The sequence below is a fragment of the Shewanella sp. genome (assembly GCF_047975355.1).
Classification (GTDB): domain Bacteria; phylum Pseudomonadota; class Gammaproteobacteria; order Enterobacterales; family Shewanellaceae; genus Shewanella.
The window spans coordinates 13,090-40,086 of record NZ_JBKEDJ010000006.1 but is presented as its reverse complement, the minus strand read 5'-3'; the positions used below and the strand labels follow the sequence as shown (position 1 = coordinate 40,086).

Below are 26,997 nucleotides of genomic sequence, written 5' to 3'. Positions count from 1 at the left end.
TGGCAGGAGGCAAACAGATGAGTTTGCCTCAAGTTGCAAAGCTTTGTATTAGCTCAGTGGCAAGGTGACCAGAATATCGACCCCATCGTTTTCACTGCGGTTGCGGGCCAAAATTTTCCCCTGGTGGAACTCGGTCACAAGCCGCGCAATGTATAAACCTAACCCGAGGTGAGGTTTGTCTTGGGCTTGATTGATCCGCACCGAAACCATGGAATCGAAGATCTGCTCCGACATATCGACAGGCAATTGTGGCCCTAAGTTACTGATAAGCAAAGTGGCTTGTTTGCCAACTTGGGTGAGGGTGACCTCAATCGCACTGCCTTGATGGCAAAACTCGATGGCGTTGGCGATAAGCTTGTCCATCAATTGGGCAATGTATTCGGGCACGCCCTGCATCATCAGAGGTTGCTCGGGCACTTTGACGCTAAATTGCTGTTCTGGGTAGGTCATTTGATAGCCTTGCATACAGCCGCTCACCACTTGGGACAGTGGAAATTTAGCTACATCGGCCTGAGTTAGACTCTGCTCGAGGCGCGTGGCCTCACTCATATTGTTCAAAATCATGCTTAACCGACTCACTCCTTCTTGGGCGCGATCGACGTACTTTTGCGTGTCTTTATCTAAGGTTTGCAGATTTAAGTGTTCCAAGGATGAACGTACCACAGCCACTGGCGTGCGCAGCTCATGGGATAAGCGCGACGACATATTCTCTAAATAATGGGTGTATTGTCCCAAACGGCCGACAATACTGGCAAAACTGCGGGATAAGTCGCCAATCTCGTCACGCGCCTTGGAGGGTTTTAAATGGTTACGCACACGACCTTGGCTGTCGATGGCATTTTCGGCTTCATCGCGCAGTTTGCGGATACGATTAGAAATGCTCGAGGCGAAGAAAAACAGCGCTAAGGTCCCCATGCTCATAATGGTCAGGATCACGTTAAACAGTTTTTCTAGCGCACGGTTACGCAGGGTGCGAATACCGTGGGTGGTTTCTTCGGCCACCACGGCGCCCATCACATTGTTATCAATCCAAATGGGGCTGGCTGCAGCGAGGACTACGGCCTTATTGTCCGGAGTCAGTCGCCAGGTCGAGCTTTGTTGTCCTGCGAGCGCTTTTTGAATATGGCTGCCGTCGAGTTCTGTCGAGTCCTGCAGGGAATCGATAAAATCCTTAGGTGGTTTAGTAAGGATTTTATAGTAGAGCGGGTGCAGGTAGTCGCGCTGAAAACGTTGCCACATAGAGTTACTGCTTTCATCATCAAGGGTGCGTGCCCACACACTGTTGCTGTCACGGATATCACCAGACTTAGCGAGCACGCGCCCGTGTTTATCGACCACCCAAATCCGTGAGCTATAGTGACTCATCCCTTTGATAATATTCTCAATTTCTGGTGATGGCACTAAGACGGTGCCCAGTTTGTCGACGGTATCTAGGGCGGAGGTGCCAACAACAGCTGTCACATCGCGGTACTTGCTGTCGTTGACATCGGAAATTGCAAATCCCAGTTTGCTGCCCACCATGTCTAAGGGGATACGCAGTTCGATATTGTAGCCCACATCCGTAGTGGCCCATTGTCCTTGAATACGGACTTCGGGCGTCACTGGCACGGTTTGCTTAGGGTTGGCGGGCAGCTCGAAGGCACTGATCCAGCCGGGCTGGGTCGTGGCCACGATATAGCGTTTAAATTTATTGTCGGGGGCAAGGGTCGCAATCGACAGGTGATCGTTTCTATCGACGCTTAAGGCATTCTTGCCCCGAAACACCACACTGGGATCGACCACCTGAAAAAAGGCATACAGATAACCATCGTACTGACCCACCATATGGGTAAAACTCAAGGTGAGCGGCGTGCTGGGATCGGCGCGCATGATGAGATTCGCCTCGCCGTACTGGATAAATCTGTGCTGATATTCCTGCCATTCATTGAGTTTGCCATCAAGTAGAATCGCGCCCGCTAAGGGGTAAGCATAGAGATCGCGACTCTTTTCAACCTGCTTTAAAAAGCTCGCCTGACCATCAAAGAGTTTTGGCCGCTCGTGTAAGGCGGTCGCTAAGGCTTGGGTGGTACCCTCTAAGGTGCGTTCCTGACCGTGGCGCAGGTATTTTTCCATCTCCCACACATATTGGTACCCCAGCCAAGGTAGGCAGAGTAAAAACAGGCTGAGGCCAATAACTTTAGTGCGAAGACCGAAGGGAAAACGTGTCATAGAATGCTGGCTAATCTGCTACTTGGCATGGTTTAGGCTAGGCTGTCCCAGCGATAGCCCATGCCATAAACGGTATCAATACAATCAAATTCGGGCGCTGCGGCCATAAACTTCTTACGGATGCGCTTCACATGGGAAGTAATAGTGCTGTCATCGACAAAAATCTTTGCCTCTTGCATCAGCTCATGGCGACTACGGACATGCCCCGGGTGCTTGGCTAGGGCGTGCACCATCCAAAATTCGGTAACGGTTAACTCAATTGGGATCTGGTTCCAAGAAACCAGCATACGATTGGCGTCGATAGTAAGCGGTCCACGCTCCAGTAAATTTTCCTGCGGTGTTTGGCTGGTGGCCAGCTCCGAGCGGCGAAACAGCGCCGCTAAGCGTGCGGTCAAGTGGGGGAAACTCACTTCTTTACTCAGGTAATCATCTGCACCTAAACGAAGGCCACACACAGTATCAAAGTCGCTATCTCGCGCGGTTAAGAAGATAATCGGTAAGGTATTCGACATGGCGCGCAGGGACTGACACAGCATAAAACCGCCGTCAATTTCATTGCCAAGGCCGATATCGATAATAGCTAAATCCGGCAGACGGGTATTAAACGCCAACATGGCCGATGGCCTGTCGGCATAGGTTTGCACACTGTAACCGTGTTGCTGCAACACATCCTTGTAATTTTCGCGAATGGCCGCTTCATCTTCCACAATGGCGATACGTTTCATTAGCCATCTTCCTATTGACTGCTGGGACTAAGTGTCTGGGGATAAGTTTTCGTGACTATACAGGAATTTATTTCTGAGAAAAGCTCCCAAATGCAATTGCCATTTTGTTGCCACAATTGATAGTCGCATTGCCATTTTCCATCCCCGCTTATGCCATGGCGCTTGTGTTTAATAAGCTCATTCCGTTTTACCCGCCGCGCTAATGACTTAGGTGGGTAAACGCAGCACAAATCAAAAGGAATGAGATGATGAAAAAGACGCTGATTAATATCTTGGTACTGAGTGTATTCGCCGCGCCCATCGCTAGCGTATCGGCAAGGGTTTCCCTACAAAATCAACCTCTGCTTTCAGAGCCACAGACAGAGATGCTTGAGCAAGAGGAGGATAACGGTGAAGCTCTGGTAGGTCTTGGCGGCGGAGCGCTACTTGGCGCCCTAGTGGGCGGTCCCGTTGGCGCCATTATCGGCGGATTTACCGGCACCTTAATTGGCCAATCGGTATCCGATACCGACACGGTTAAAACCCAGCAACAGCATATTGCCCTGCAGCGCCAACAACTGGCGAGCTTATCGGCCAAACAACAAGCCAGCGAGCAACGCGCCGCCGAATACGCCTCAACCCAAAAGCAACTCGATGAACTGCTCGCCGAGCAACAACAACTGTTAAGTGAGTTGGCACTTGGGATGAATGTGCAGTTCCGCACTGGTTCATCGGAGCTTGAAAGCCATTTTTTGCCCCAATTAGACAATGTCGCCAAGGTGATGAAGCGCTCGAGCGAGTCCAATCTCGAGCTGAAAGGTTATGCCGATCGTCGCGGTGATCTGGCCTACAACCAAGCGCTCTCGGAGCAACGTTTGTTAGAAGTGCGGGGATACTTGATTAAGCAAGGCGTAGCCCCCGAGCGGATCACCACCCAAGCCTTCGGCGCCAGAATGCCCCTCAATGATCAGCAAGATAGTGAATCCGATGTATTTGATCGCCGAGTCACTCTGACCATGCAGCCTAACCAAGGGCTGATGGCGAGCCGCGTGACCGAATAGTTCAACAATATCAATCGTATTCAATCAAGAGCAGGAGCCTTTGTGATGATCACAGGGAAAAGGGTAAAAGAAGTTTGTCAAACACTGGCGATGCTAGTGATCGGCGCCTCCATTTGTTGGGGGCTACCATTTGCGGTGTTAGCCTCACCGAACAGTGTGGGCACCTTATCGGCGCCGCAAAATATTGCCGCGACCTTCGATGAACACACGGCGAGCGCATTGCCACCCTTCAGTTTCGACGATATCACCCAAGGGATGTTGGTGTATCAAACTGCCAGCGGCCGTTTAATGCCGTCCTTACCCGTGGACACGCAAGTGTCGATGCAGGTATCTGGGTTAACCAATAGGGTGAGCGTAAAGCAGGTTTTCAGTAATCAAACGGGATATGTCCTCAATGGCCGCTATTTGTTCCCTTTGCCCAATGAGGCTGCGGTGGACTTACTGCGTTTGCACATTGGTGAGCGGATCATCGAAGGTCAAATTCACCAAAAACAGCAAGCAAAACAGATCTTTGAGCAGGCAAAAGCCGAAGGGAAACGCGCCAGTTTAGTCAGTCAAGAACGGCCCAATATGTTCACGACCGAAGTCGCCAACCTCGCTCCCGATGAGCAGTTGGTGGTCGAAATCAGTTATCAAGAAACTGTTCATTATGAAGACGGTCTCTTTAGCCTACGTTTTCCGCTAGTGGTGGCTCCGCGCTATATCCCTGGCTTAACACTCGGTGGGAACAATAGCGAGCGCGTGACCAGCAGCCAAGTCTTCGATGCCGACCGGATTATCGCCCCGATCCGTGAAGCCAATAGTGAAGCGGACCCTGTGCTTAAGGCCGATATTAACGTCAAGCTCGGTGAAGGCGTAGATAAGTCAGCCGTCGTGAGTCCGTATCATCCCATTACGTTAGAAGAGAAGCAGGGGGAGCTGACGGCAGCCCTGGCGAACCGCGTGCCCGCCAATCGTGACTTTGTGCTGCAATGGCGTCTTAAGCAGGGCAATAGTCCCGTGGCTTGGGTATTCAACCAAGCGGGCAAAACCCATGTGTCACAGGACGATAATGCGAGTGCAGATAGTAATTCAACTGCCAGTGTCTATGGGAATAGCAATAGCAACAACACAGATAACTACAGCTTAGTGATGGTTCTGCCGCCCAAAGTCGAGGCGAGTGAACAACTGAACTTGCCCCGTGAGCTTATTTTAGTGATTGATACTTCGGGGTCGATGGCGGGGGATTCCATCATTCAGGCGAAAAATGCCCTGCGTTATGCGCTGCGCGGTTTAAGGCCACAGGACAGTTTTAACCTTATCGAATTTAACTCCGATGTGTCCTTATTATCGTCAACACCACTGCCCGCAACTGCGACTAATCTGGACAAGGCTCGTCAGTTTGTGAATCGTTTGCAGGCCGATGGCGGCACCGAAATGGCGCAGGCTTTAAATGCCGCACTGCCAAGGCAGGCGTTTAACACGGCTTCGAGTGAGGATAAGTCGCTAAGACAAGTGATCTTTATGACCGATGGTTCCGTCGGCAATGAGGCGGCGCTATTTGAGTTAATCCGCAATCAAATCGGCGACAACCGTCTTTTCACCGTTGGCATTGGCTCGGCGCCAAACTCACATTTTATGCAGCGTGCGGCTGAACTTGGGCGTGGCACTTTTACTTACATTGGTGATGTGGATGAGGTGGAGCAAAAGATCAGCCAGTTGTTAGCCAAAATCCAGTATCCAGTACTCACCGATTTGCAGGTGCGCTTTGACGATGGCTCTGTGCCTGACTACTGGCCATCGCCGATCCCCGATCTTTATCGTGGTGAGCCCGTATTGATTAGCTTAAAGCGTCACCCACGCGAGCCTCAGGATTTAGTCATCTCAGGTCGTCAGGGTCATAAAAACTGGCAACAGTCGTTATCTTTGCAAGCCAATGTTTCAAGCACTGCTGCAACAGATACTGTAAAGCCCGCTGCGGGACTCGATTTACTCTGGGCGCGAAAACAGATTGCCGCCTTAGAGCTGAGTAAAAATGGCGCCAACGATGACAAGGTCAAACAGCAGGTGACGGCACTGTCGCTGAATTATCACTTGGTCAGCCCCTACACCAGTTTAGTTGCCGTGGATTTAACCCCCATCACCAGCAATGCGATGAGCCGCGATGCTGTGGTGCGCCAACATTTACCTTTGGGTTGGCAGCCAATGGGAGTTTTGCCACAAACATCGACCTCTAGCCGTTTCGACATGCTCTTAGGAGGCAGCGTGTTACTGCTTGCCTTGATGTTAGCTCTGTCGATTCGTCGCCAGCAGCGGCAGCAACGCGCGCTGTCATTAGTGCTGAATACTTGAGTATGTTCATGAGTATGCGCATGACTCAACAGATACGAATAGGGTTGCTGGTGGGATTGGTATTACTCGGCATCACATTGTTTGGAAAAGGATTCTATATGCAAGCGAAAGCACACTTTGCCCAATATTTGATTGAACAAGCCTGGGCCAAAACCTTAATCGATGGTCAGTCCCATAAACCTTGGTCCTGGGCCGATACTTATCCTGTGGCTAAGCTGTCCATTGAACAGGCCAGCAGGCCAAGCCATTTCGATGGCCCTGCGTCCAACGACAGTTTGTATGTGCTGGCGGGTGCATCTGGCCGTAACTTAGCTTTTGGGCCTGCCTTAGTGCTGGCGAGTGCGCCCGCTGGCTCTCAGGGCAATACTGTGATCGCAGGACATAGGGATACGCATTTTGCGATGTTAAATGGCGTCAGCGTAGGGCGCCGGATTGCACTGCAAACCGCTGCTGGCAAAGAGATTGTTTACCAAGTGGTGGCGACCGAGGTGGTACACGAATCGCAAACCGAGCTGATGGCACCGAGTGAGGATAATCGTTTAACCCTGATCACTTGTTATCCCTTCGATGCCTTGCAAGGCGGCGCCGAACTACGCTTTGTGGTGCAAGCCATACCTATTGTTACTGAAGGTGAGACGGCTCCTCATGTGACTTCGATTCAAAAGGTGGCTTAGCAGTTAAGATTTGGTATTAGGAGTGGTTTGATGACATTAGGGTGAATAATAAGGCAGAGCCAATGGCTCTGCCTTCATTGTTGGGGCTAGTTGTTTATCGGCATCACCCGATTTCGACCTAAACGTTTTGCCTCGTAAAGTAACATATCGGCTTTTTCAATTAGTTGTATCGCCACTTGTTTTTCTTGCCATTGGGCGACGCCAAAGGAGGCGGTAATATTATCGATACGCTGATCTTTACGCCTATCCTTGAGGCTGAGTTTTTCAAGGCCGCGGCGCATGGCTTCGGCCAGTTGCCGTGCAATACGCAGTTGGCTCTTTGGCACGATAATAGCGAACTCTTCTCCACCGAATCGGTATAACTTACAACCGTCTCGACAGGCTTCCTGTAAGCGCTTCGCCACGGCTTTCAAAACTTGGTCACCCAGCTGGTGGCCATAGTTGTCATTGAAGGCCTTAAAGTGATCGATATCGACTAAAATCAAGCAAGTCCCTTCTGGCGCTTGCGCCAACATGCCGGCGAGATCTGAGTCGAAGGCGCGGCGGTTTAAGCAACCGGTCAGCGAGTCGTACAGTACATCTTTTTCTGTTTTTTCTAGCTTTTGCTTCAGCGCATCAATCTCTGTCTGCGCTTTTTGTAATTGGGCAGTAAAAAACTCGGTGCTCGAGCGAATGTTATCGGATTCTTTTACTAAATTACGAACTAAATCTAGCACTTGCTCAACACTGAGAGCGCCTTCTTCGATGCCATTGAGTTTAGCAAAGTTAGTGTTGATACAGGTTTGGAATTCAGTCGCATCGAGATTCGTATCCCGAATCGATTGCGATAATTCTGTAGCCATCGCCTCAAGATTAAGCCGCATATCACGTACATCCAGTTCAACTGGATCGGCAACATACTGACGGAACAACAGTTCACTAGTCACAGGCGGGCAGGTGTTGTAGTGGGCAATAACAGTATCAAGCTGGGCATTTAATGCAGGGTTCTGCTCGCCGACATAGGTGTACCAAAGGGCATAATTGACCGGCGTGGTGGGGATTTGGTGCTTGAGCATTAAGGGAACCGCTTTTTTAAGATTCAAGGCTGCGGTTTGTAATAAATCTCGTGACATGGATACATCCCAATAAAAATAACTCAATAAACACTGTATACCACATGTGGGTAAACAGTTTTGCTCGTCAAATCCCGTTACAACAAATGCCCTGATGCAGGTTTAATTACCTGCCAAAAGCGTAGGGGGATATGTTAGAGTTTATCGCTAAAATTAAATAATGATAATAACTTGGGAGAAAGTCTTGAAAAATTTCATCCTTGCCGGTGCCCTAGGTTCCTTACTGTCACTGCCTGCTATGGCCGCATCTTCCTTCAGTGACAGCCTTGATCTCGGCCAGTATCGCACCGACGTCAAAACCTTAGCCAGTGATGCCTTCGGCGGTCGCGCGCCATTATCCGAAGGTGAGCAGCTGACGATTGATTACCTTGAGAAAGCCTTTAAAGAGATGGGGCTTAAGCCGGGGTTTGGCGACAGCTATTTGCAGGCGGTACCGCTAGCGAAAATCACCGCCGATCAAAACATGCAACTCGATATCGGCGGACTCAAGTTTGCCAATGGCAGTGAATTTACCGCCAGAACCCAGAGAATTAGCGATAAAGTCAACCTCAATAATAGCGATGTGGTGTTTGTCGGTTATGGCATTAATGCGCCTGAATATGGTTGGAATGACTATCAGGGCCTCGATGTCAAAGGCAAAACCGTGATTGTACTAGTTAATGACCCAGGTTTTGCGACTCAAGATCCCAAGGTCTTTAAAGGTAATGCGATGACCTACTATGGTCGCTGGACCTACAAATACGAAGAAGCCGCGCGTCAAGGCGCCGAAGCCGTATTTATCGTCCATGAAACGGCGCCTGCTGCCTATGGCTGGGGAGTCGTGCAAAACTCCAATACTGGTACTAAATTCACCTTGATCGATGCCAATAATAACCAAGGGCAGGTTGGTGTGATGGGCTGGGTGCAACATGATGCCGCCAATAAGATTTTTGCCAAGGCCGGCATGGATTTTGACACCTTAAAGCAACAAGCGGCTAAGCCACACTTTAAGGCCATTCCCTTAAAGTTAAAGGCGAATGTCAGCTTAAATAATCAAATTGAACGCGCCGAATCCCACAATGTGGTGGCACTGTTGCCCGGTAAGAGTCGCCCCGATGAAGTGGTGATGATGCATGCCCATTGGGATCATCTAGGTACAGTGATTGAAGATGGCAAGCCAGAGATCATTAATGGTGCCGTGGATAACGCCAGTGGTGTGGCAGGTGTGTTAGCCCTCGCGCGTTATTTTGCCAAGCAAGCGCAAACTGCGCCGCTTGAGCGTTCGATCTTGTTTAGCGCTTTCACCGCAGAAGAAACAGGGCTTATCGGTGCCCAGCACTTTGCCCAGCATCCGAGTGTGCCAACGAAAAACATCGTGTCCTTTTTAAATATCGATGGCATGAATATGAACCAAGGTGTGGATTATATTCTGCGCTATGGCGAGGGTGTGTCTGAGTTAGAAGCTTACTTAGATGAGGCTGCCAAGGCGCAGGGACGCGTGGTGAAGGGCGATCCAAGACCGCAAAATGGTTTGATGTTTAGATCGGATCACTTTGCCTTAGCCCAGCAAGGCGTGCCCGGCTTGTTATTTATGAGTCTTGGGGATACGGATCCTGACTACATTGCCCACAAATACCACAAAGGCGCCGATGATTATGATCCTAACTGGACACTCGAAGGGGTGAAGCAGGATTTAGATCTGATGGCCAGCTTGTTAACCACCTTAGCCAATGGTACCGATTGGCCCCATTGGTTAGAGGCATCGGACTTTAAAACCAAGCGTGAACAGGACGGGCGTAAGAAGTAATCATATTAAAAGCAAAAAGGACGCCTAGGCGTCCTTTTTTATGCTTATCAATATCTTAGAAAGTGTAACTCACCGAAAGCATCGGGCCGATAAAACTGTAGTAAATATTGTAGTCGGCGATTTGGGTATCTTTATTCGGTGATTTTTGGGCGATATCCACATCGACTTTGTAATAGTTATAGGCCACGCTCATGCGCCAATTGTCGGTAATATTCGCATCTATGCCGAGTTTGACATCGACAAGCTCACCTTTTACATCATTGAGTTTGATGTAGAAATACTGGGCGTGAGTCGCCAGTTTCCAGCCTGGGATAAACTCATAGTTGGCATATATGCCAAAATCCGGTAAAGGTGCGGTGACATTTTCATCGACGATACGGGGGATGGCTTGGCTGCCGCAGACATTGTTGAGCAGTTCAGAGGCATGACAGACGCCGATAACGCCTTCAAACCCCGTTTTGATAAACATAGTGTGCAAACCAAGGGCAAAGCCGACATCGTAATTGCTACCTTGGAAGGCATCGTAACCGTAACCAGCACGCAGTATATCAATATTTAAGGTGGAGCTGAGTTTACCGCCCGCCTTGATATCGTAAATGGTATCGTTGATTTCGATTTGAAAGGGTTTACTTAAGGCTTGCGTTTCTGCACTACGGTGCAGTTGTTTCCAGTCGAGATAAATATTATGCCGTTCATTGAAGTGATAATTTAACTCAACAAAGGGTAAAAACTCGTTCTCGGCAAGTTGCAGATCCGATTCATAGTCTAAGGTGAAGTTATTCCCTGAGATAGGGTTAGTCACTTCCATATTGGTATCAGACTGTGAATAAAATCCCCCTAGTTCAAGGCTTAACTCACCCGCCAGCACTGGGCTGCTGCCAAGTAGGGCGATGACTAGGGGCGTTAGACGAGTGGAAATCAACGTTACTCCAGTATTCTTCTTATTATATCCAGCGATAACATCAGACTTAAGTGCCATAAGCTATGGACATTTGGAGTGTAACAGCAAATTTCAAAATGTGAATAAATTGTTTTTGAAATTGCTGCTTTCTGTGATTTAAGACAAAAGTAGTACGGCTATTTCGCTTGGTATGATGAGCTTGTGGGACGGATCACGGTAATTTGCATCTTGGTGATTTGTGAAGGGAACGCATCCTAGAGCTAAAAAAATGCGGCTCAGTGGAGACTGAGCCGCAGATAAGGTGTTAACGATCAAGCGTCAGCTGCAGCATTAGCTAGCGGCCGGTTTGACCTCAGGTGTGTTGATATTTGCTGTTGTGTTTACGTTGACGTCGGCAGCTAGCGTTTGCTGTGGCTCGCTGCTCTTTTCATCCTTGTTAAACATGCCTAAACGAATGCGGATAAAATGTAAAATCTGCGCAGCAATATCCACGTTTAAGCAAGACTCTAAGCCTTCGAAACCGGGGGATGAGTTGGCTTCACAGATCTTGTAGTGGCCGTTATCGAATAATAAATCGATACCAGCCACATCTAAATCGAGAATATTGGCGGTTTGTGTCGCCAGCCATTCGATTTCAGGAGTGATTTCAAAGGGGCGCGCCGAACCACCCGCGCTAACGTTGGCTTTAAAGCTGTCTTCTTGCCCACGACGCTCGTAGCAGCCCGCTACGCGCCCTCCAATGGTAAATACCCGTAAGTCTCTGCCATGACTGTTAGCGATAAATTCCTGCAAAATAATGTTCGCGTTTTTATTCGTCGCTTCGATTAATTGCATTAAGTCATCAAATTCACGGGCCTTGTGGGATAAAAATACGCCGCTACCCTGTGAACCCGAGAGGGTTTTAATCACCACCGGAAATCCTAAATGGCGTTCAACCAGTTCGATATCGACGGGGAATTTCACCAGCATCGTTTTAGGTGTGGGTAAGTTCTTCTCCGCCAGCAATTGCTGGGAAAAGAGTTTATCTTTAACAATTTCAATGGCTTTAGAGGGATTGAGGCAGTACACCCCTAAACGCTCTAAATGGCGAATAATAGCCAACGCAAAGTAGGTGGTGCCAGATCCCATTCTAGGAATGATAAAGTCTGGTAGTTCAACGGGTTGACCGTTTAACAAAATACTCTTGTTATCTTCTCTGGTCACGGTGAGATCAAACTCATCCGGAGCATATACTTCTAACTCAATATTGTCGGCCTTGGCTGCCGCCAATAGACGTTCAATTTCATACAATTCAGGTTTTAGCTGAGTCGCGGTCTCTTTATATAAAATCCACCCACGCATTTAATCGCAAACCTTCATTTTCATTCTTTATCCTCGGGTTCAGCTTCATCCTGAACATCATCTTCAATTTCGACATCCACATCAAATGCCGCTTCTGGCTCAACCTCAGGTTTAGTGGCAGGCAAATGTACTGTGCCAACCACGGCATAAAAGGGTTTACCCCGGGCGAGTTTGCGGTACTTTAACCAGATATGCTCTAACAAGCTACTGGGAGCGATGTTTCCTTTGATGACTTCGACAAATTGCGCCTCGTCTGCGGTGACAGGGAGTGCCTTACCTTCGTCTAGGTTTTTCATGGCATGGCCATGTAATTCAAGCAGTTCGGCTTCCTTACTGGTGAAGTCGCCACTGCGCTTAAATCCTTTAGGGAAATTGGTATCGTCATAAAAACGTTTATGGGACACAAAGCTGGCAGCTGAGCCGTTCACCGTCTCAGAACCCTTGTTAGCGTTTGAAAAAGACTGTTCAGACATGGCTGTTACCTTCTAGTTTTTGATATACAAAGATTTGCAACTGGAGTATTGGCTAGTATTATTGATTTATAAATCAAAAAAATTTGCCAATGTTGGTCAAGAATTTTTATGGATACCGATTTACTTAAGACCTTTTTGGAAGTCTCCCGCACCCGTCATTTTGGCAAGGCGGCGGAAAATCTTTACCTTACCCGCAGCGCAGTGAGCTTTAGGGTCAAACAACTCGAAAGCATTCTTGGTGTCGCCTTGTTTGAGCGCCAACGTAACAATATTCAGCCAACACCTGCGGGCGAACGTATGCTGGGGCATGCGGAAGCGGTGTTAACCGCGTGGGAGCGTGCCAAGCAGGATGTTTCCCTCAGTCAGTTACAATCTACTCAACTCGCCATTGGCGCAGGCCCCAATATTTGGGATGCCTATTTGCAGGGGCATTTACAGCATTTGCATGTGGGATTACCCGGCGTTGCCCTGCGGACCGAAGTGTTGCCATTAACTGTGATGACACGGCAATTAATGGACCGCACCCTCGATCTGGCGATTTCCTTCGACCCACCCAAACTGGACCAATTCGAACTGGTGCAATTAGGCCAAATCAATTTATTGCTGGTGTCCAAAACCATGGATGTGGCAGTGAACGCGGTGCAGGCCGGCCAATATGTCAAAGTGGATTGGGGCACGGCCTTTAATATCCTGCATGCCCAGGAATATGCTGCTTTACCCGTGCCGACCTTACACACCAGTTCGGCCCGTATCGCCTTGGACTTTATCTTGAATAACGGTGGCTGCGCGTTTTTACCCGAGCATTTGGTTCAGCCGTTGCTGAACCGTAAAGAGCTGCATTTAGTTGCGGGAGCGAGCGCCATTTCGCGCAGTGTGTATGTTGCCTATTGGGCCGAGAATGACCGTTTAGAGCAAATCAAACAGGCAATTGGCTTTTTAGCCGATAAGTCAGCTGACATACGCTAATCTGTAACAGCTGCATATAAAAAAACGCCTTTGGGAGATATCTCAAAGGCGTTTTTTAGAGCAGAACAATCAGTTAAGAAGTAACACTTCGCTTTGTTAGATAAAAGCGCTCGTTAAAGATTGCGCTAAATCACGGCATTTAATCGAGAGCGTATTAAATAAACAGCGGTAGCAGCACCACAAGCCAAGTGATACCGCAGAGCGCTAAACTCATGAACACTGCGGCAGAGGCTATATCTTTTGCTTGACCACTCAGGTGGTGGATTTCGCTGCCAACACGGTCAACCACGGCTTCAATCGCCGAGTTTAATAGTTCAACAATTAACACGATAAACAGAGTTAAGATCAGCATCAGGCGTTCCAAGATGCTGATATCGACTATCAGGGCGATAGGCAGCATCACCACGGCCAGCATCAATTCCTGTCTAAAAGCGGCTTCGTGGACCCAAGCGGCTTTTAAGCCCTTCATCGAAAATCCCGTAGCTCTAAAGATGCGTTTAATACCGTGGTTGTTGGCTGGTTTCATAATAATTCCATCGACTTGGGCGATTGTTCGCGAAGCATTTACCCGTTCAAACTGCGTATGACTAGACTGTTAACATTTGAATGAGCTTAAAAAAGAGGCCGCAGTATAGCCCGAGAACCTTTGCGTATAAATAGCTAAACCGACAAATTCGTAGCTCTGCTAGGGTGTTACCGGGCAGTGGCCTGATTAGCGGACGGCAAATCTTAAGACTAAGCTTGAAGCTTAAAAAGGTTATATTGGAGAGACAAAGGAATGGCTCTTACAACTCGCTCACAGTTTTTAACATCCGCACTTGGGCAGTGTTTAGTGTTCTTCGGTATTTACGGTTTATTGATGGCCGTCAGTTACGCCAATCCCCAAGCGCCTAAGATCCAATTAGCAACCGAATATTCAAGGGAAAATAGTGACCGCATCGCTGAGTTTTTCATTAGTGAGAAACTCGATGGTGTGCGCGGTTATTGGGATGGCAAACGTTTAGTAACTCGTCAAGGCAATCCAATCTTAGCGCCCATTTGGTTTACTGCGGACTTTCCAAAGAGTCCCATGGACGGTGAGTTATGGCTCGGGCGAGGGCAGTTTGAGGCGATATCGGGGCTTATCCGCCAAACGTCGCCTAATGAGAGTGACTGGCAGAACGTGCGCTTTATGGTGTTCGATTTACCCGAGGCGCGAGGCAGCTTTGAAGCGCGATACCAGAAGATGCAGCGTTTGCTTGTCGGTAAATCGATTTATCTTCAAGTGATTGAGCAAGTAAGCGTGGAGAATATCGACGCACTGTACCAGATGTTAGATACCTTAGTTGCCCAGGGCGCCGAAGGTTTAATTCTGCATCGGCGTTCTGCCTTATATACACCGAGGCGAAATCCGAATCTGATGAAGTTAAAGCCTTATTTCGATGCCGAAGCCAAAGTGATTGGCCATATCGCTGGTAAAGGGCAGTTTGCCGGGCAGATGGGGGCATTAAGAGTGCAAACGCCCGATGGCCGAATCTTTAGTATTGGCACTGGCTTTACCCTTGCTGAGCGTCAGCATCCGCCCGCCATTGGCACACTTATCACCTATAAGTATCTTGGATTAACCGTCAATGGCCTCCCGCGCTTTGCCAGTTATTTGCGGATAAGAGCAGATATGACACCTGAATACAAAGATAAAGAATAAGTTGCGAAATTGTTTAACTTTGATAAAAATCGAGCTCTTTAGTACAAGCGTTGCCATATATCGTATTGATTATTAATAGGCAACTCTATCAAGGAGTGAGTTTTGATCGAGAGTCAACATGAAGTAACGCCTTGGCAACAACGTCTTGCACAAGCGCTTGTTGTCCCTAAATGGATTAAGCACCCCATAGCCGCGACTCAGCAATTTTTGCAGAGTTTAAGTCTGGCTCAGCGCTGTTATTTATTAGCATTACTGGCTCTAATGGTATTTCAACCTGAAATTTGGGTTGCCGCCATTATCACCGCTATCGCTTTAATCATTGAATTTTGGCCAAAGTTCGCTATGGCCTGGCATACTCTGGCTGGCAAAGCCATTTTCCTATTGTTTTATGCGGTTATCGCTAACCTTGCCCTCGCTGCCAGCGGGAGCGTGGTGAACGAAATCACCGGCGTATCAGCCTCGCATCTATCCTACACCCATAACTTTGCTATTCTGCTGTACCTGCCCATTTGGTTTGTTTGTATCTCTATCCTTGCCTTACTTCTGCTGCAATTGGTGATCCCTTGTTATTTATTCTTCCATATCGGATTACGGATCTTGGGACTCGAAGCCAAGCCGCAAGGCAGTAAAAAACGATTTGTGGTGACAACCGCGTTGGTGCGTATGATTCTGTCTGTGGTGTTGTTATTAAACTTGGTTGCGATTACCGACGGTGAAAACTGGGTAGGGGATTTAGCCAAGAAAACCCAAGCGTTAAAACATGATTCGCTCGATAAACGGGTGGTTAATGAAGGTGAAACCATTATCAAAGCAGAGGATAGTATTGAACAAGCGGGAACTGAACTCACGCAGCAACCTAATCAAACCGACACCACCGAGACACTTAAGGCCTTTGGTCATAGCTATTACAAAGGGATCCGCGATTTAATTGCCTTATTCGCCTATAAATTTGAAGCCGATGGTCGCAGTCGTTGTGATAAATTGGCCGACTCAGTGGTGATTGAGCTAAATGACTATGAAATATTGGAAATTACCGAGTCTGCCCATGAACAGTATGGTTACCATTTTGAAGTCAAAAAATGTACTTCTCCCGCCTTTGGGCAGATGGCGTCAACACCTAAATAGCAATACGAGAGGATGCTAAATTGTTAGAGGATAAAGCGTTAGCAAAAGCACAGCATGTACGACGTATTTTAATGGTCTGTATGGGCAATATTTGTCGCTCGCCCACCGCCGAGGCCGTTTGCCGCGCTAAAATTCGCGAGCGTCTTCTCAATATTGAAGTCGACTCGGCGGGCACTATTGGCTATCACCAAGGCGATAAACCCGATAGTCGTGCCATGGCTGCGGGTAAAAGACGAGGCTTGAGTTTCGACGGCATGCGAGCAAGGCAAGTTATTGATGCCGATTTTGAATATTTTGATCTTATTTTAGCGGCTGATAATAGCAACCTTGCGGATTTACGCCGCCGTTGCCCACCCGAATATCAGTACAAATTAAAATTAATGTTGTCCTACGGTGACTGCGACACTGATGAAGTCCCCGATCCCTATTACGGTGGTGAGCAAGAATTTGAATTTGTAATCGATTTGCTAGAGGAAAGCATGGAAGCGCTGTTAGAACAATTATCTGGACAAGTGAATAAATAATCTCGATATTGTTTACAGTGTAATCGATTTTTATCGCTCATTCTGGCCAGATTCAATCAATATCGCGAGTCAGTCGACTCGATAATTATCTATCAAGCCTAAACCTCATTTAAGCGGGATAAATCGCCTTGTTGTGTAACTATGCTTTTTGGCGATTCAGTATCTTGGATTATATAGATGATGTTTTTGAAAGAAAAATGGCCCTAAAAGGGCCATTTTTTGCAGCTATTTACTTATAGCGTTAAATCATTGCTAGTAAATTAATAGTGATCGTTTAAGTGTGCACAGCGACCAAACTCGGCACCGGCTTCCACTGCGGCGACAACCTGTTTCGGGAAGGACAGTTCTTGGTCTACGCCATTATTACAAACAAAGGCTTTGTTGGCGTTGATGTCGATAGTCAGCGGCGTTGGAAGACCAACAATGCCTGCCATCATTTCAGAACCGTTACCACTGACACCCATGATACCATTGGTCATTGCACTCTTAGCTTCAACTACACCTTGTTTAGCAAAGAAGGTTTCACCCGTCATCCAGCCAAGGCCTTTAAGATAAATGCTTGAGCCTGCTGGTGAACCATTGATCAGAATGCGACCTGTGATCAATGACAGATCATCATTTGCATCCAATACCATGTTTAATGGCAGACCAGAGGTTTCGGCAATTTCTTCGTGGGTCAAGTAATAAGGTGAATAACAGTAAGTGTTAGGTACATCATCGCACCAGCGCAGTCCCCCAAGTTTGGTGATCTCATTGGTGTCAGCGTTCCACATTTTAACACCTTCACCAAAGGCGCGGCGACCAAAGCCCTGCTGTGCACCAAAGGCGACATATTTACCATCACTTGAAATCACTGAGGAGTTTAGCGCGCCAAACTCCGCGAACAAGTCATGCAATTTACCATCGACCCAAGCTAGCTGAGAAAGGTTGTTGTTACCCGATCCTGTAACTGTTTTGCCGTTACCCGAAATTTTGTCAGCGCGAACCCAAGCTTCTTTGCGATTACCTTGAATGAGCACTTCTACAACGTTGCTACCGGTCCGTGGAATAAATTCTAGGCCGTCAGTTAACAGAGTTGCCTTACCCGTTTTAGTGTTCCAGATTGTCGGCGCACCATAGGAGGCACCCGCAGCACCAGACGCACACTCATCACCGCCGGCATTAGGCTTACGGGAATTGCCAACAATGGTTTGACCTAAATCGTCAATATCCCAAATAGAGTGTGAACTTACACCCGATTGACCCGCTAGAGCACAGGTATTGTTGCTTGGATCTTTAAGCACAGTCAGCTTGTTAGAACGGATATCCCACACTGCACCTTGACCAATACCATCGCGATCAAGATCGGCAATGACCGCGGCTTTGGTCGCATTTTTATTCATCGCCGCAGTGGTAGATTTCAGCACGGCGTAGCCATTAAACGTCAAGGTTTCAAAGGTGTTGTGCATGCTGCTATACAGGAATGGCGTGCCGCTTTGGGTCGTACCAAATGCGGTTTGGCCGTTCTTCGCAAAATCAGTTACCCAAGCACCAATCAACGGCGTATATTGAATACCGTTAGTGTAACCGTTGAAATACATTGACACTTCTTTGGTTTCACCACCAGAGACCACGATTGGCGTTATGTCACAGCGGTTGTCGGTTGCTGGTGATGCACTTTCACCTTCGTTCCAGTATTCGTTTTCAGACAGAATACCGGTCGGAGTTGTTGGATAACCACCAGCAATAATCGGATCCATGTACAGGGCATAACGGCCACCGGGTGTTAAGCCATTGATAGTGAATGAACCATCTAAACCAATTCTTCCTTGGGTCATGTTACCACTTTGCTGAGTGATCACATCGTACAGTGGATTGTCGAGGTTACGGGCAACCATGTTCATACCCGCATATTCAACCCCATTTTTGGTGAAAAGTTTGCCCTTAATCGTCCCATAGTTGGTTTTATATTCAGCGGTTGGGTAAAGGTCTGAAATGTTGACGATATCATCACGGACGTTAACTGTACCCTGCTGGCGACCTTCGTTGCCACGTACGTTGATAAATGGATACATGGTTTCGATACTATCAGCTGGTACACTGTTACGGCCGGTATAACCGGTTGTGCCTGGGCAACCAGGTACGCCGTCGTACAGGCGATAGGTGTTGTTTGCGGCATAAGTAAAGTGACCGTTTGCCTGGGAGTGGGACATGTTCATCGCATGGCCAAACTCATGGGTAAATACCCCTTGCACCATCTCACCATTGGTGTCGTTAATATCGACATACCAGCCGTTCATTAATGCGGTCGCTTCGAGGATTTCGCCAGTTTCTTCGTTAGCCCATTCAGGGAAGGCGATACCCAGAACTTGACTGCGTGAAATACCAAAGTAGTTTTCTAGAATGGAGCCATCGGTATCGTAGTTAACCCAAAAACCATAGCCGTTTTCAGCACCATAGATTTGGTCAACGTTCGATGCGTTGATATCGGCCATACCCGTTTGGCTGGCGATAGTGCCAGCTAGCACCATATCCAAAGTTGATGTCTCAACGTTTGACCATTCCGCCACGGCTTTGGCGGTAATAGCGTTGGCTTGTTCAATGGTTAAGAAGGTGTAGTCGCGATCCAGAACGGTATTTTTAGGGAGCACAGTGCCATCGGGTAAAGTGATGTCCAAGTTATACTTGGTCCCTTTTTCTAAGACGGTAAAGGATTGAACCTCGTTGCCGTCTTTATCTTGAATAAGTTTGCCGCCGTCGGTCCAAACTGGAATGGCACCTTTGCTGGTGTCCCATTTGTATGGCTGCATGGTTTTGTCAAGGATGTACAGTGGGCCGCCTGCTATAGCACTCGCCGAAAGGGTTGCCAGTGCGATACCGGCTGCAAGTTTAGTTAGTCTCATTATTGTTGGCCTCCAGCCATCTTGTTGACCAGATTCATAAAGATATTCACGTCAACTGCCCCAGGGTTGGTCAGCATATTGCGTTCTTCATCGCTGATCGTGGAGGTATCGATATTTTCAAACAGTCCTGTGTTGGCAAATTCGTTCATCACTTTGCCATCGCGGACTACAAATTTACCCTGTGCCATGCCAGCCGTGGTTTGGAAGCCTGTAATGGATGCAGGTTTGTACATAAAGGCAACGACGTTTTCCCCCACATGCCATTTCGCAAAACCATCGGGAGTCACGCCCAAATACACTTTGCCATTGCCCATAGAGCGCGGCTTGATTAAACCAAATTGGCGGAAGGTATAGGTTGATTCATCTTTTAATTTGCCCTTGGCATCATGACCTACGGCAATGGTGACTTCGGTGTAGGGGCGGTTGTTATCAAAACCATCGGTCACCTTAACCACTTCACCCGCAATAATGCTTTGTGATTCAGCAGTCAATTCTTGCAGATTTAACGATTTAAGTTTCATTGCGCTCGCTGGCAATGCCAGTGCAACACTTGCTGCAACGACTAAGGCAATTGATGCCTGTTTGAGGAATGGCTTCCTTCTCATTGGTGTTCTCCGTTCGTGATTTGTTGTTTTGGTCAGAGTTCTAATCTTGAACCTGTTAATAAAATGTTTCATATAATCTGGCTAAGGAAGTGTTGCGTTGTAGCATTTTGTATCATCAATGCACCGAGATAAATTTATGGCGCTTGTCAAATTAATGACTTTTAAGTTTTTAAAAAACAATATGTTATATTTGAGTTGTTTATTGGGTTTTTGAGTTTGCAGTTGAGATGAGGGAGTAAAATTTGATTAAATTCAACTTTTTGCGTTGCAATAATGTAAATTTATGGTGGGTGTTCTGAACTTAATTGGCAAAGCTTTGATATGTGTCAATGCTAATGGCTCTTTTCTGTTCAATTCTTTACCTGTTTTCTTGTTATTTCATTGTAATATAACAAGGTCTTTAGTCATTTCAGGCAAGTGAGTTGTCAAACAAACTCGCGAATTAAGTGTAGGAGAGTATGGCAACACATCAGGTATTTAGAACGAGCGTTCTTAATCTAACAAACGCCCTTATGTACATGCCTATTCCGATTGGAGTAATCAATTCAGCAGGCCATATTCTCCTTCTCAATGAAGCGTTTACAATTGCCTTTGGCTATCGAGTGGAAGATCTAAAGAGCGTCGATAGTTGGATGGAATTAGCCTACCCAGATGCGCTCTATCGAGCTGAGGTGATTGATGTCTGGGGGCGTGATATCGCAGAGTCACTTGAGACAGGGAATCCTACCCCTCGGCGTGAATACCGCATAACCACTCGTGCTGGTGAGGTAAAGCGGGTTATGGTGATGGTGCGCAAAGTAGATGATTTGTTGTTTACCACCTTGGAGGATGTGACTCAGAACCGGCTTGATGAAGAAGCTCTTGCTCAATATCGCTGTCAGTTAGAAGATCTGGCTTATAACGACCAAATGCTGCATTTGCCCAATAGGCACAGATTTACAGAGTTAGTGGCGCAGGAAATTAATCGTTTTTCTGATAGCACGCTTGCATTGCTGGATATTGATGATTTTTCTAGTATCAACAATGCATTGGGTCATCAGTTCGGTGATGATGTTTTATTAGCAGTTGTACAGCGGCTGTTAGAACGTTTTACCGAGGGAATTTTATTGGCTCGAGTCGCTGGAGACACCTTTGGGATCATGGGGCCTAAGGAGCATGTGAATCCGGATGTGCTGGGTGAACTATTTGTTTCACCTCTTCAAATTGGTGAGGAAACTTTTCGCATTTCGGCCACCTCGGGGTTAGTCAAGCTTGTTCTTCCAACGGCTAAAAGTGCCGAGCTAATTAAGGATGCTGAATTGGCGCTAAGGCATGCAAAATCCCATTATCGCGGCAAAGCACAATATTTTAATAGTGAGATGATTACACAAACGCAGGAGCGCATGCGTCTCCTTGTGGGGCTGCGCGATGCCTTTGAGGACAGTCAGTTTTTTGTTGCCTACCAGCCCCAAGTGAGGTTGTCTGACGGCCATGTGACTGGGATGGAGGCATTAGTACGTTGGCGAACGAAAAGCGGCGAGTTTATTAGTCCCGATCGCTTTATCCCCATTGCGGAACACTCGGGCTTAATTGTGCCCCTCGGTGAGTTCGTTTTGCGAGCATCCCTATATCAATTGCGCCAGTTACATAAGTCGGGATTCGATAAACTTTGCATGTCAGTCAATGTTTCAATCATTCAGTTGCGCGAACCTGATTTTCCCGAAACACTCAATAAGTTGATGATTGAGTTTCAAGTTGCTCCTGAATTTGTTGAACTTGAAGTAACAGAGTCAACGGCCATGAGTGATGTTGAATTTATGAAACGGGTTTTGTTGCAGTTAAGGAACATTGGCGTCGCCATTGCCATCGACGATTTTGGTACAGGTTATTCCTCCCTTGGCGCATTACGTCAGCTCCCTATTAATCGATTAAAAATTGATAAAGCTTTCGTCGACCAGATTGAGACCAATAGTGACGATCGCGCGATTGTGCAGTTGATTATCGAGTTAACTAAACAGCTTAAACTTGATGTAATTGCAGAGGGCGTGGAGAACGAACAGCAGAAGACTCAGCTAGCCAATATGGGCTGCCAGCAAGGGCAGGGCTACTTGTTCGCCAGACCCATGGCTGAAAACCAGCTTAGAGAATGGCTAAAAGGAAGGGGAAATAGCCCAATTAATGGCGTATAGCTCAAAAATCCCTATAAGCCATTGAAATTAATGAATATAATAGTCATTAACAATAAAGGCCAGCATCTAAGCTGGCTTTTATTATGCGTTCCTAAAGGATATTAAATGTTGTGGCGTTTACCCGAGCGTTTGAGTTTTTCTGCTTCTAACTTAGCGGCCTTTTCGGCAGCCTTTTCAGCCAGAATGCGTTCCACTTCGGCTTTTTCGATTTCGGCCATTGCTGGGGTTTCGAGGGATAACAGGCCAATCCTGCCTGAGCGGTAATCGTGTAACACCACTTCCGAGGCTTTATGTAAATCGATGCGACCGCCGGGACGCAGGGCTCCGCGTTTACGGCCGATTTCTTCGAGTAACGCCATATCATCCTTAGGTAATTCACTGATGTTATAACGCTCGCAAATTTCCTTCGGGTACGCCTTTAAGAAATAACCTGCGGCAAACAGTGCTACATCTTCGTATTCCATGGCGGTATCTTTAATGGCACCCGTGACGGCGAGGCGATAGCTACTGGCTTCGTTATCGACCTTAGGCCATAAAATCCCAGGCGTGTCCGAGAGCACAATGCCGTTGCGTAGGTTAATACGCTGCTGGCTTTTGGTGACGGCGGGTTCGTTACCGGTTTTAGCGATGACGCGGCCGGCTAAGGTATTGATAATGGTGGACTTACCTACGTTAGGGATCCCCATGATCATAGTGCGAATGTCCTTTTCGGTCTTATCTCGACTCGGCACTAACTTACGGCAAAGATCCGGCAACATTTTCAACATCCCCGGTTGCAGCGTGGTAATTGCAGTCGCTTTTACCCCTTGTTCACGCTCAAGGTATTCAATCCATTGGGCGGTGATGTCAGGATCGGCTAAGTCGGATTTATTCAGTAGCTTAATACAAGGTTTGTCGCCGCGAAGCTTTGACACCATGGGGTTTTCACTACTGTAGGGAATACGGGCGTCCAGCACTTCAATTACTAGATCGACCTGAGGCATAGCCTCTTCGATCTCTTTGCGTGCCTTGTGCATGTGCCCCGGATACCATTGAATTGCCATGATAGCGCCTTGTTCTAAATGACCTAAAGACGCTTATTCTACCTTGAAGGCGACGAATGTCATAAACAAAGCGCCCGAAGGCGCTTAATTGCTTAATCTTGATGCGAATTTGAGCATGTATTGCTTAAAGTACGCCCAGCTCGCGCAATCTTTCCATTAAGTAGCTGTCGGCGGTATAACGCTCAGACAGCACAACCGAAGGATTCGGGTGTAAGAATAAGGGCAGAGAAATACGCGACTTAGTCTTATCCGTGCCTTCTGGGTTAATCACGCGGTGTGAGGTTGATGGGAAGTAACCGCTCGAGGCTTCCTGCAACATATCACCAATGTTGATGATAATGTTGCCAAAATCGCTTGGCACATCTAACCAAGAACCGTCTTTGGCTTTGACTTGCAGCCCTGGCTCGTTGGCAGCAGGTAGCACAGTGATAAGGTTTATATCTTCGTGGGCCGCAGCGCGGATAGCGCCCATTTCTTCATCGCCCGTCATCGGTGGGTAATGCAGAATGCGCAGTAGGGTTTTGTGGCTGTCGGCAATCATTGCTGGCAGCGGGATAGAGAATTTGGCTTTAACCTCGTCTGGTGAGTAGGTTTCAATCCACTCTAACAGTTCAGCGGCCAGCGCATTGGCTTTTTCATAGTAAGCCAGAATATTGGTACGCAAAGAATCTGGAATACGACCCCAAGGGTACACGTGGTAATACTCTTTGATGTCTTTAACCGTGTGGCCTTTTGCGGTTTCTGAAATCGACGCGGGGAAGAAGCCATCGTGGGTTTCACGATTGAAGATGAACTCGTTCTTAGCGTCAGAATTGAAAAAGGCTTGCCACTCAGTATAAATGTTTTCGACCAGTTCCTTATCGATAGGGTGGTTAGAGAGTACGCCAAAGCCCGTTTCACGTAGGGATTCCACAAAGTGTTTGGCGCTATCGGCTGCGCGATAATCAATGGTTTCTAATTTCATATTGTTTCTACTTGTTATATATGGTTGTTAACCAAACACTTTCTAAGGATAAAGGTAAGGAGTCGTTGCCACTTATCTCATTATCGGTATGGTGCGCTAAGCCCTAGTGCAAAGCGGCCCAAATAGAAAGGATTTGGGTAGAGAATTGACCCGCAGCAAGTGTAGCTTTGCACTGTGCGCGGTGCAAACACTCAAGACAATGGACTGAGATTACTGCTGAATTTTCCTCCAGTTATTTAAGCATTGGCTCAATCAACAGGATTTTATCGACTAAAGCGGCTACTATGCCAAAAAGCCAATTCAAGCCGAGGCGTAATAAACCAGAGGAACAAACGGTCTTATGCAGGCGAATACCTTAGGAGCTAAAGGAGACTTTTATGAACAAACTGACTGATTTTGAACGCTATGTCATAGAAGAAAAGGGCACAGAACGTCCCTTTAGCGGCGAGTATTATCAACATGACGCCAAAGGCGTGTATTTGTGCAAAAAATGCCATGCACCTTTGTATCGCTCAGAAGATAAGTTTAATGCCCACTGTGGTTGGCCAGCCTTCGATGATGAAATTCCGGGCGCTGTGAGTCGTCATGTTGACGCCGATGGTCGCCGTACCGAGATCGTCTGTAGTCAGTGTGGCGGTCATTTAGGCCATGTGTTTGAAGGGGAATATTTAACGCCAAAGAATATTCGTCATTGCGTTAATTCTGTCTCCATGGTGTTTCAAGCGGCCGATGAGGTGACAACATCGAAGCATAACACGGCCTTTGCGACCTTTGGTGCGGGCTGTTTTTGGTGTGTTGAAGCAATTTTTAAGAGCCTTAAGGGTGTGCTGAATGTCAGTTCAGGTTACTCGGGCGGCGAGGCGAGCGATGCAGATTATAAGTCGGTGTGTTCGGGATTAACTGGGCATGCCGAAGTGGTGCACATCGAATTTGACCCCGCGCAAATCAGCTTCTCGACGCTGCTGCAGGTGTTATTTGAGAGTCACGATCCCACCACGCTCAACCGCCAAGGCAATGATAAAGGGCCGCAGTATCGCTCCGTTGTCTTTGCCCATGATGCGGCGCAGATTAAAGAGACCAACGCCATGATTGCCAAATTAACCGAGGCAAGGGTATTTGATGCGCCGATCATCACTCAAGTGGTGGCCTTTGAGTCTTTTTATCCCGCTGAGGATTACCACAATGATTACTTCGCCCTGCATGGCGAGCAGCCCTATTGCCAAATTGTGGTGCGGCCTAAGGTTGAAAAGATCAGAGCCCTCTTTGCCGAGCTACAAGCATAAGCTTAATGTGCGAGCAAATTGACGGATAAAAAACGCCACCGATAGGGTGGCGTTTTCGTTAATTGCTTGGCTGATAGGCAGAATACTCAGCGCATTAGCGGGATTGCGTTAACCACTCGGCATATTGTTTCGCGTAATAACTGACAATTAAATCGGCGCCCGCACGCTTTAATCCGATAAAGGTCTCGGTGACGACGGCGCGCTCATCGAGGGCGCCCGCCAGGGCGGCAAACTTAATGCCGGCATATTCGCCGCCGACTTGATAAGCCGCTAAGGGAAGGTGGGTTTCCTGTCTTAGGCGACTTAACACATCCAAATACGGCGTGCCGGGTTTCACCATCAAAATATCCGCGCCTTCCTCTTCATCGAGCAGCGCTTCGAGCAAGGCTTGGCGACCATTAGCGTAATCGAGCTGGTAGCCTTTACGGTTTCCGCTAAGTTCACAATCTACCGCGGCCCGAAAAGGCCCGTAGAAGGAGGAGGCGAACTTGGCAGCATGGGCCAAAATGGCAATGTGCTCAAAGCCTGCCTCATCTAACCCTTGGCGGATGGCTTTAATCTGGCCGTCCATCATCGCCGATGGCGCCAGCATATCGGCTCCCGCTTTGGCGGCGGTGATGGATTGTTTAACTAAGTTAGCCACGGTTTGATCGTTACAGACTTCATCATGGTGCAATACGCCGCAGTGTCCGTGGTCGGTATATTCACAGAAACAAATATCGGGGATCACCATCATCTCTGGCGCGGCGGTTTTGATGGTGCGGATCATCCGCGCGAGTAAGCCATTGTCATCCCAAGTGTCGCTGCCCTGTGCATCTTTGGTGTGGGAAATTCCAAAGGGCATCACATAGCGGATCCCTAATGCGTAAAGCCTTTGGATCTCATCGGCAAGTGCACTCTCGGGCAGGCGGCTGATCCCGGGCAAGGTTGAAATGGGCACGGCTTGGGTGATGTGCTCTTCAATAAAGAGTGGATGAACTAAGTCACTTAGGGAAATCTGGGTTTCACGAACTAGGTCACGCATCGCCTCGGTGCGGCGCAGACGTCTTAAGCGGCGAAGGGGTTTGAGGGTATTTTCTCTGGTACTGCTCATTGAATTTCCTTATTAACAGTGTCCAAAGCATCACGCTAATTGTCGCGTAAAAGGGAGAGAGTAAAATCG

The 26,997-nt window shown here is 47.8% G+C and carries 22 protein-coding genes; 10 read left to right on the top strand and 12 right to left on the bottom strand.

From position 1 onward, the window contains the following. Positions 1-48: 48 nt before the first annotated feature. Positions 49-2,208 (bottom strand): proteobacterial dedicated sortase system histidine kinase, encoded by a 2,160-nt coding sequence (gene pdsS / locus ACK5NH_RS02870; protein WP_416917715.1) that lies wholly within the window; start codon positions 2,206-2,208, stop codon positions 49-51. A gap of 32 nt (positions 2,209-2,240) precedes the next feature. Further along, positions 2,241-2,933 (bottom strand): proteobacterial dedicated sortase system response regulator, encoded by a 693-nt coding sequence (gene pdsR / locus ACK5NH_RS02865; RefSeq protein ID WP_023268247.1) that lies wholly within the window; start codon positions 2,931-2,933, stop codon positions 2,241-2,243. Positions 2,934-3,178: 245 nt separating this feature from the next. On the opposite strand from pdsR, the gene pdsO reads away from it, so the two are divergent. Genes pdsO through ACK5NH_RS02850 form a run of 3 tightly spaced genes read left to right on the top strand, consistent with a single transcriptional unit; the run spans position 3,179 to position 6,978 of the window. Further along, the gene (gene pdsO, locus ACK5NH_RS02860) at positions 3,179-3,973 is read left to right on the top strand and encodes a sortase-associated OmpA-like protein PdsO (RefSeq protein WP_416917714.1); all 795 of its coding nucleotides are present in this window, start codon (positions 3,179-3,181) and stop codon (positions 3,971-3,973) included. Between the two features lie 45 nt (positions 3,974-4,018). Beyond that, positions 4,019-6,304: a marine proteobacterial sortase target protein gene (locus ACK5NH_RS02855; RefSeq protein WP_416917713.1), complete on the top strand. Its 2,286-nt coding sequence runs from the start codon at positions 4,019-4,021 to the stop codon at positions 6,302-6,304. An 8-nt stretch (positions 6,305-6,312) separates the two neighbouring features. Next, positions 6,313-6,978: a class GN sortase gene (locus tag ACK5NH_RS02850; RefSeq protein WP_416917712.1), complete on the top strand. Its 666-nt coding sequence runs from the start codon at positions 6,313-6,315 to the stop codon at positions 6,976-6,978. Positions 6,979-7,064: 86 nt separating this feature from the next. Here ACK5NH_RS02850 and ACK5NH_RS02845 read toward each other — a convergent pair whose 3' ends face one another. Continuing rightward, on the bottom strand, positions 7,065-8,090 hold the full coding sequence (locus ACK5NH_RS02845; protein WP_416917711.1) for a GGDEF domain-containing protein: 1,026 nt from the start codon (positions 8,088-8,090) through the stop codon (positions 7,065-7,067). Between the two features lie 160 nt (positions 8,091-8,250). Between ACK5NH_RS02845 and ACK5NH_RS02840 the strand changes: the two genes are divergently transcribed. After that, positions 8,251-9,876 (top strand): M28 family metallopeptidase, encoded by a 1,626-nt coding sequence (locus ACK5NH_RS02840; protein ID WP_416917710.1) that lies wholly within the window; start codon positions 8,251-8,253, stop codon positions 9,874-9,876. Between the two features lie 55 nt (positions 9,877-9,931). Here the strand turns inward: ACK5NH_RS02840 and ACK5NH_RS02835 are convergent, their stop codons facing one another. The 3 genes from ACK5NH_RS02835 to ACK5NH_RS02825 all read right to left on the bottom strand — a co-directional run bounded on the left by ACK5NH_RS02835 (position 9,932) and on the right by ACK5NH_RS02825 (position 12,591). After that, positions 9,932-10,795, bottom strand: coding sequence for a hypothetical protein (locus ACK5NH_RS02835; RefSeq protein ID WP_416917895.1), 864 nt, complete (start codon positions 10,793-10,795; stop codon positions 9,932-9,934). 312 nt (positions 10,796-11,107) lie between these two features. After that, positions 11,108-12,118: an ATP-grasp domain-containing protein gene (locus ACK5NH_RS02830; protein WP_416917709.1), complete on the bottom strand. Its 1,011-nt coding sequence runs from the start codon at positions 12,116-12,118 to the stop codon at positions 11,108-11,110. 20 nt (positions 12,119-12,138) lie between these two features. After that, a complete protein-coding gene (locus ACK5NH_RS02825; RefSeq protein WP_416917708.1) occupies positions 12,139-12,591 on the bottom strand; it encodes a DUF413 domain-containing protein in 453 nt (150 codons plus the stop codon). A 108-nt stretch (positions 12,592-12,699) separates the two neighbouring features. Between ACK5NH_RS02825 and hdfR the strand changes: the two genes are divergently transcribed. Further along, complete coding sequence (gene hdfR, locus ACK5NH_RS02820; protein WP_416917707.1) at positions 12,700-13,557, top strand: HTH-type transcriptional regulator HdfR; 858 nt, start codon at positions 12,700-12,702, stop codon at positions 13,555-13,557. Between the two features lie 154 nt (positions 13,558-13,711). Here hdfR and ACK5NH_RS02815 read toward each other — a convergent pair whose 3' ends face one another. Continuing rightward, positions 13,712-14,083, bottom strand: a complete 372-nt coding sequence (locus ACK5NH_RS02815) for a diacylglycerol kinase (RefSeq protein ID WP_416917706.1) — start codon at positions 14,081-14,083, stop codon at positions 13,712-13,714. A 252-nt stretch (positions 14,084-14,335) separates the two neighbouring features. Between ACK5NH_RS02815 and ACK5NH_RS02810 the strand changes: the two genes are divergently transcribed. The 3 genes from ACK5NH_RS02810 (at position 14,336) to ACK5NH_RS02800 (ending at position 16,890) form a co-directional block, all read left to right on the top strand. Beyond that, positions 14,336-15,241 carry a DNA ligase gene (locus ACK5NH_RS02810; protein WP_416917705.1) on the top strand — a complete coding sequence of 302 codons (906 nt, stop codon included), beginning with the start codon at positions 14,336-14,338 and terminating at the stop codon, positions 15,239-15,241. Between the two features lie 102 nt (positions 15,242-15,343). Beyond that, entirely contained in the window at positions 15,344-16,366 is a 1,023-nt protein-coding gene (locus tag ACK5NH_RS02805) for a hypothetical protein (protein WP_416917704.1), read from the top strand. 71 nt (positions 16,367-16,437) lie between these two features. After that, positions 16,438-16,890, top strand: a complete 453-nt coding sequence (locus ACK5NH_RS02800) for a low molecular weight protein-tyrosine-phosphatase (protein WP_416917894.1) — start codon at positions 16,438-16,440, stop codon at positions 16,888-16,890. Between the two features lie 260 nt (positions 16,891-17,150). Here ACK5NH_RS02800 and ACK5NH_RS02795 read toward each other — a convergent pair whose 3' ends face one another. Together ACK5NH_RS02795 and ACK5NH_RS02790 are read right to left on the bottom strand one after the other, a co-directional pair. After that, a complete protein-coding gene (locus ACK5NH_RS02795; protein ID WP_416917703.1) occupies positions 17,151-19,772 on the bottom strand; it encodes a hypothetical protein in 2,622 nt (873 codons plus the stop codon). Beyond that, complete coding sequence (locus tag ACK5NH_RS02790; RefSeq protein ID WP_416917702.1) at positions 19,772-20,377, bottom strand: hypothetical protein; 606 nt, start codon at positions 20,375-20,377, stop codon at positions 19,772-19,774. Before ACK5NH_RS02790 ends, ACK5NH_RS02795 begins: the two co-directional genes overlap by 1 nt. A 458-nt stretch (positions 20,378-20,835) precedes the next feature. Here ACK5NH_RS02790 and ACK5NH_RS02785 point away from each other — a divergent pair, with 458 nt between their 5' ends. Next, complete coding sequence (locus ACK5NH_RS02785) at positions 20,836-22,545, top strand: putative bifunctional diguanylate cyclase/phosphodiesterase (protein WP_416917701.1); 1,710 nt, start codon at positions 20,836-20,838, stop codon at positions 22,543-22,545. 101 nt (positions 22,546-22,646) lie between these two features. On the opposite strand, the gene ylqF is transcribed toward ACK5NH_RS02785, so the two are convergent. Together ylqF and ACK5NH_RS02775 are read right to left on the bottom strand one after the other, a co-directional pair. Further along, a complete protein-coding gene (gene ylqF, locus ACK5NH_RS02780) occupies positions 22,647-23,588 on the bottom strand; it encodes a ribosome biogenesis GTPase YlqF (RefSeq protein ID WP_416917700.1) in 942 nt (313 codons plus the stop codon). A 124-nt stretch (positions 23,589-23,712) separates the two neighbouring features. Continuing rightward, positions 23,713-24,552, bottom strand: coding sequence for an isopenicillin N synthase family dioxygenase (locus ACK5NH_RS02775; protein WP_416917699.1), 840 nt, complete (start codon positions 24,550-24,552; stop codon positions 23,713-23,715). Between the two features lie 377 nt (positions 24,553-24,929). On the opposite strand from ACK5NH_RS02775, the gene ACK5NH_RS02770 reads away from it, so the two are divergent. Next, positions 24,930-25,835 carry a bifunctional methionine sulfoxide reductase B/A protein gene (locus ACK5NH_RS02770; protein WP_416917698.1) on the top strand — a complete coding sequence of 302 codons (906 nt, stop codon included), beginning with the start codon at positions 24,930-24,932 and terminating at the stop codon, positions 25,833-25,835. Between the two features lie 94 nt (positions 25,836-25,929). Here ACK5NH_RS02770 and hemB read toward each other — a convergent pair whose 3' ends face one another. Further along, complete coding sequence (gene hemB, locus ACK5NH_RS02765; RefSeq protein ID WP_416917697.1) at positions 25,930-26,928, bottom strand: porphobilinogen synthase; 999 nt, start codon at positions 26,926-26,928, stop codon at positions 25,930-25,932. Positions 26,929-26,997 lie beyond the last annotated feature (69 nt).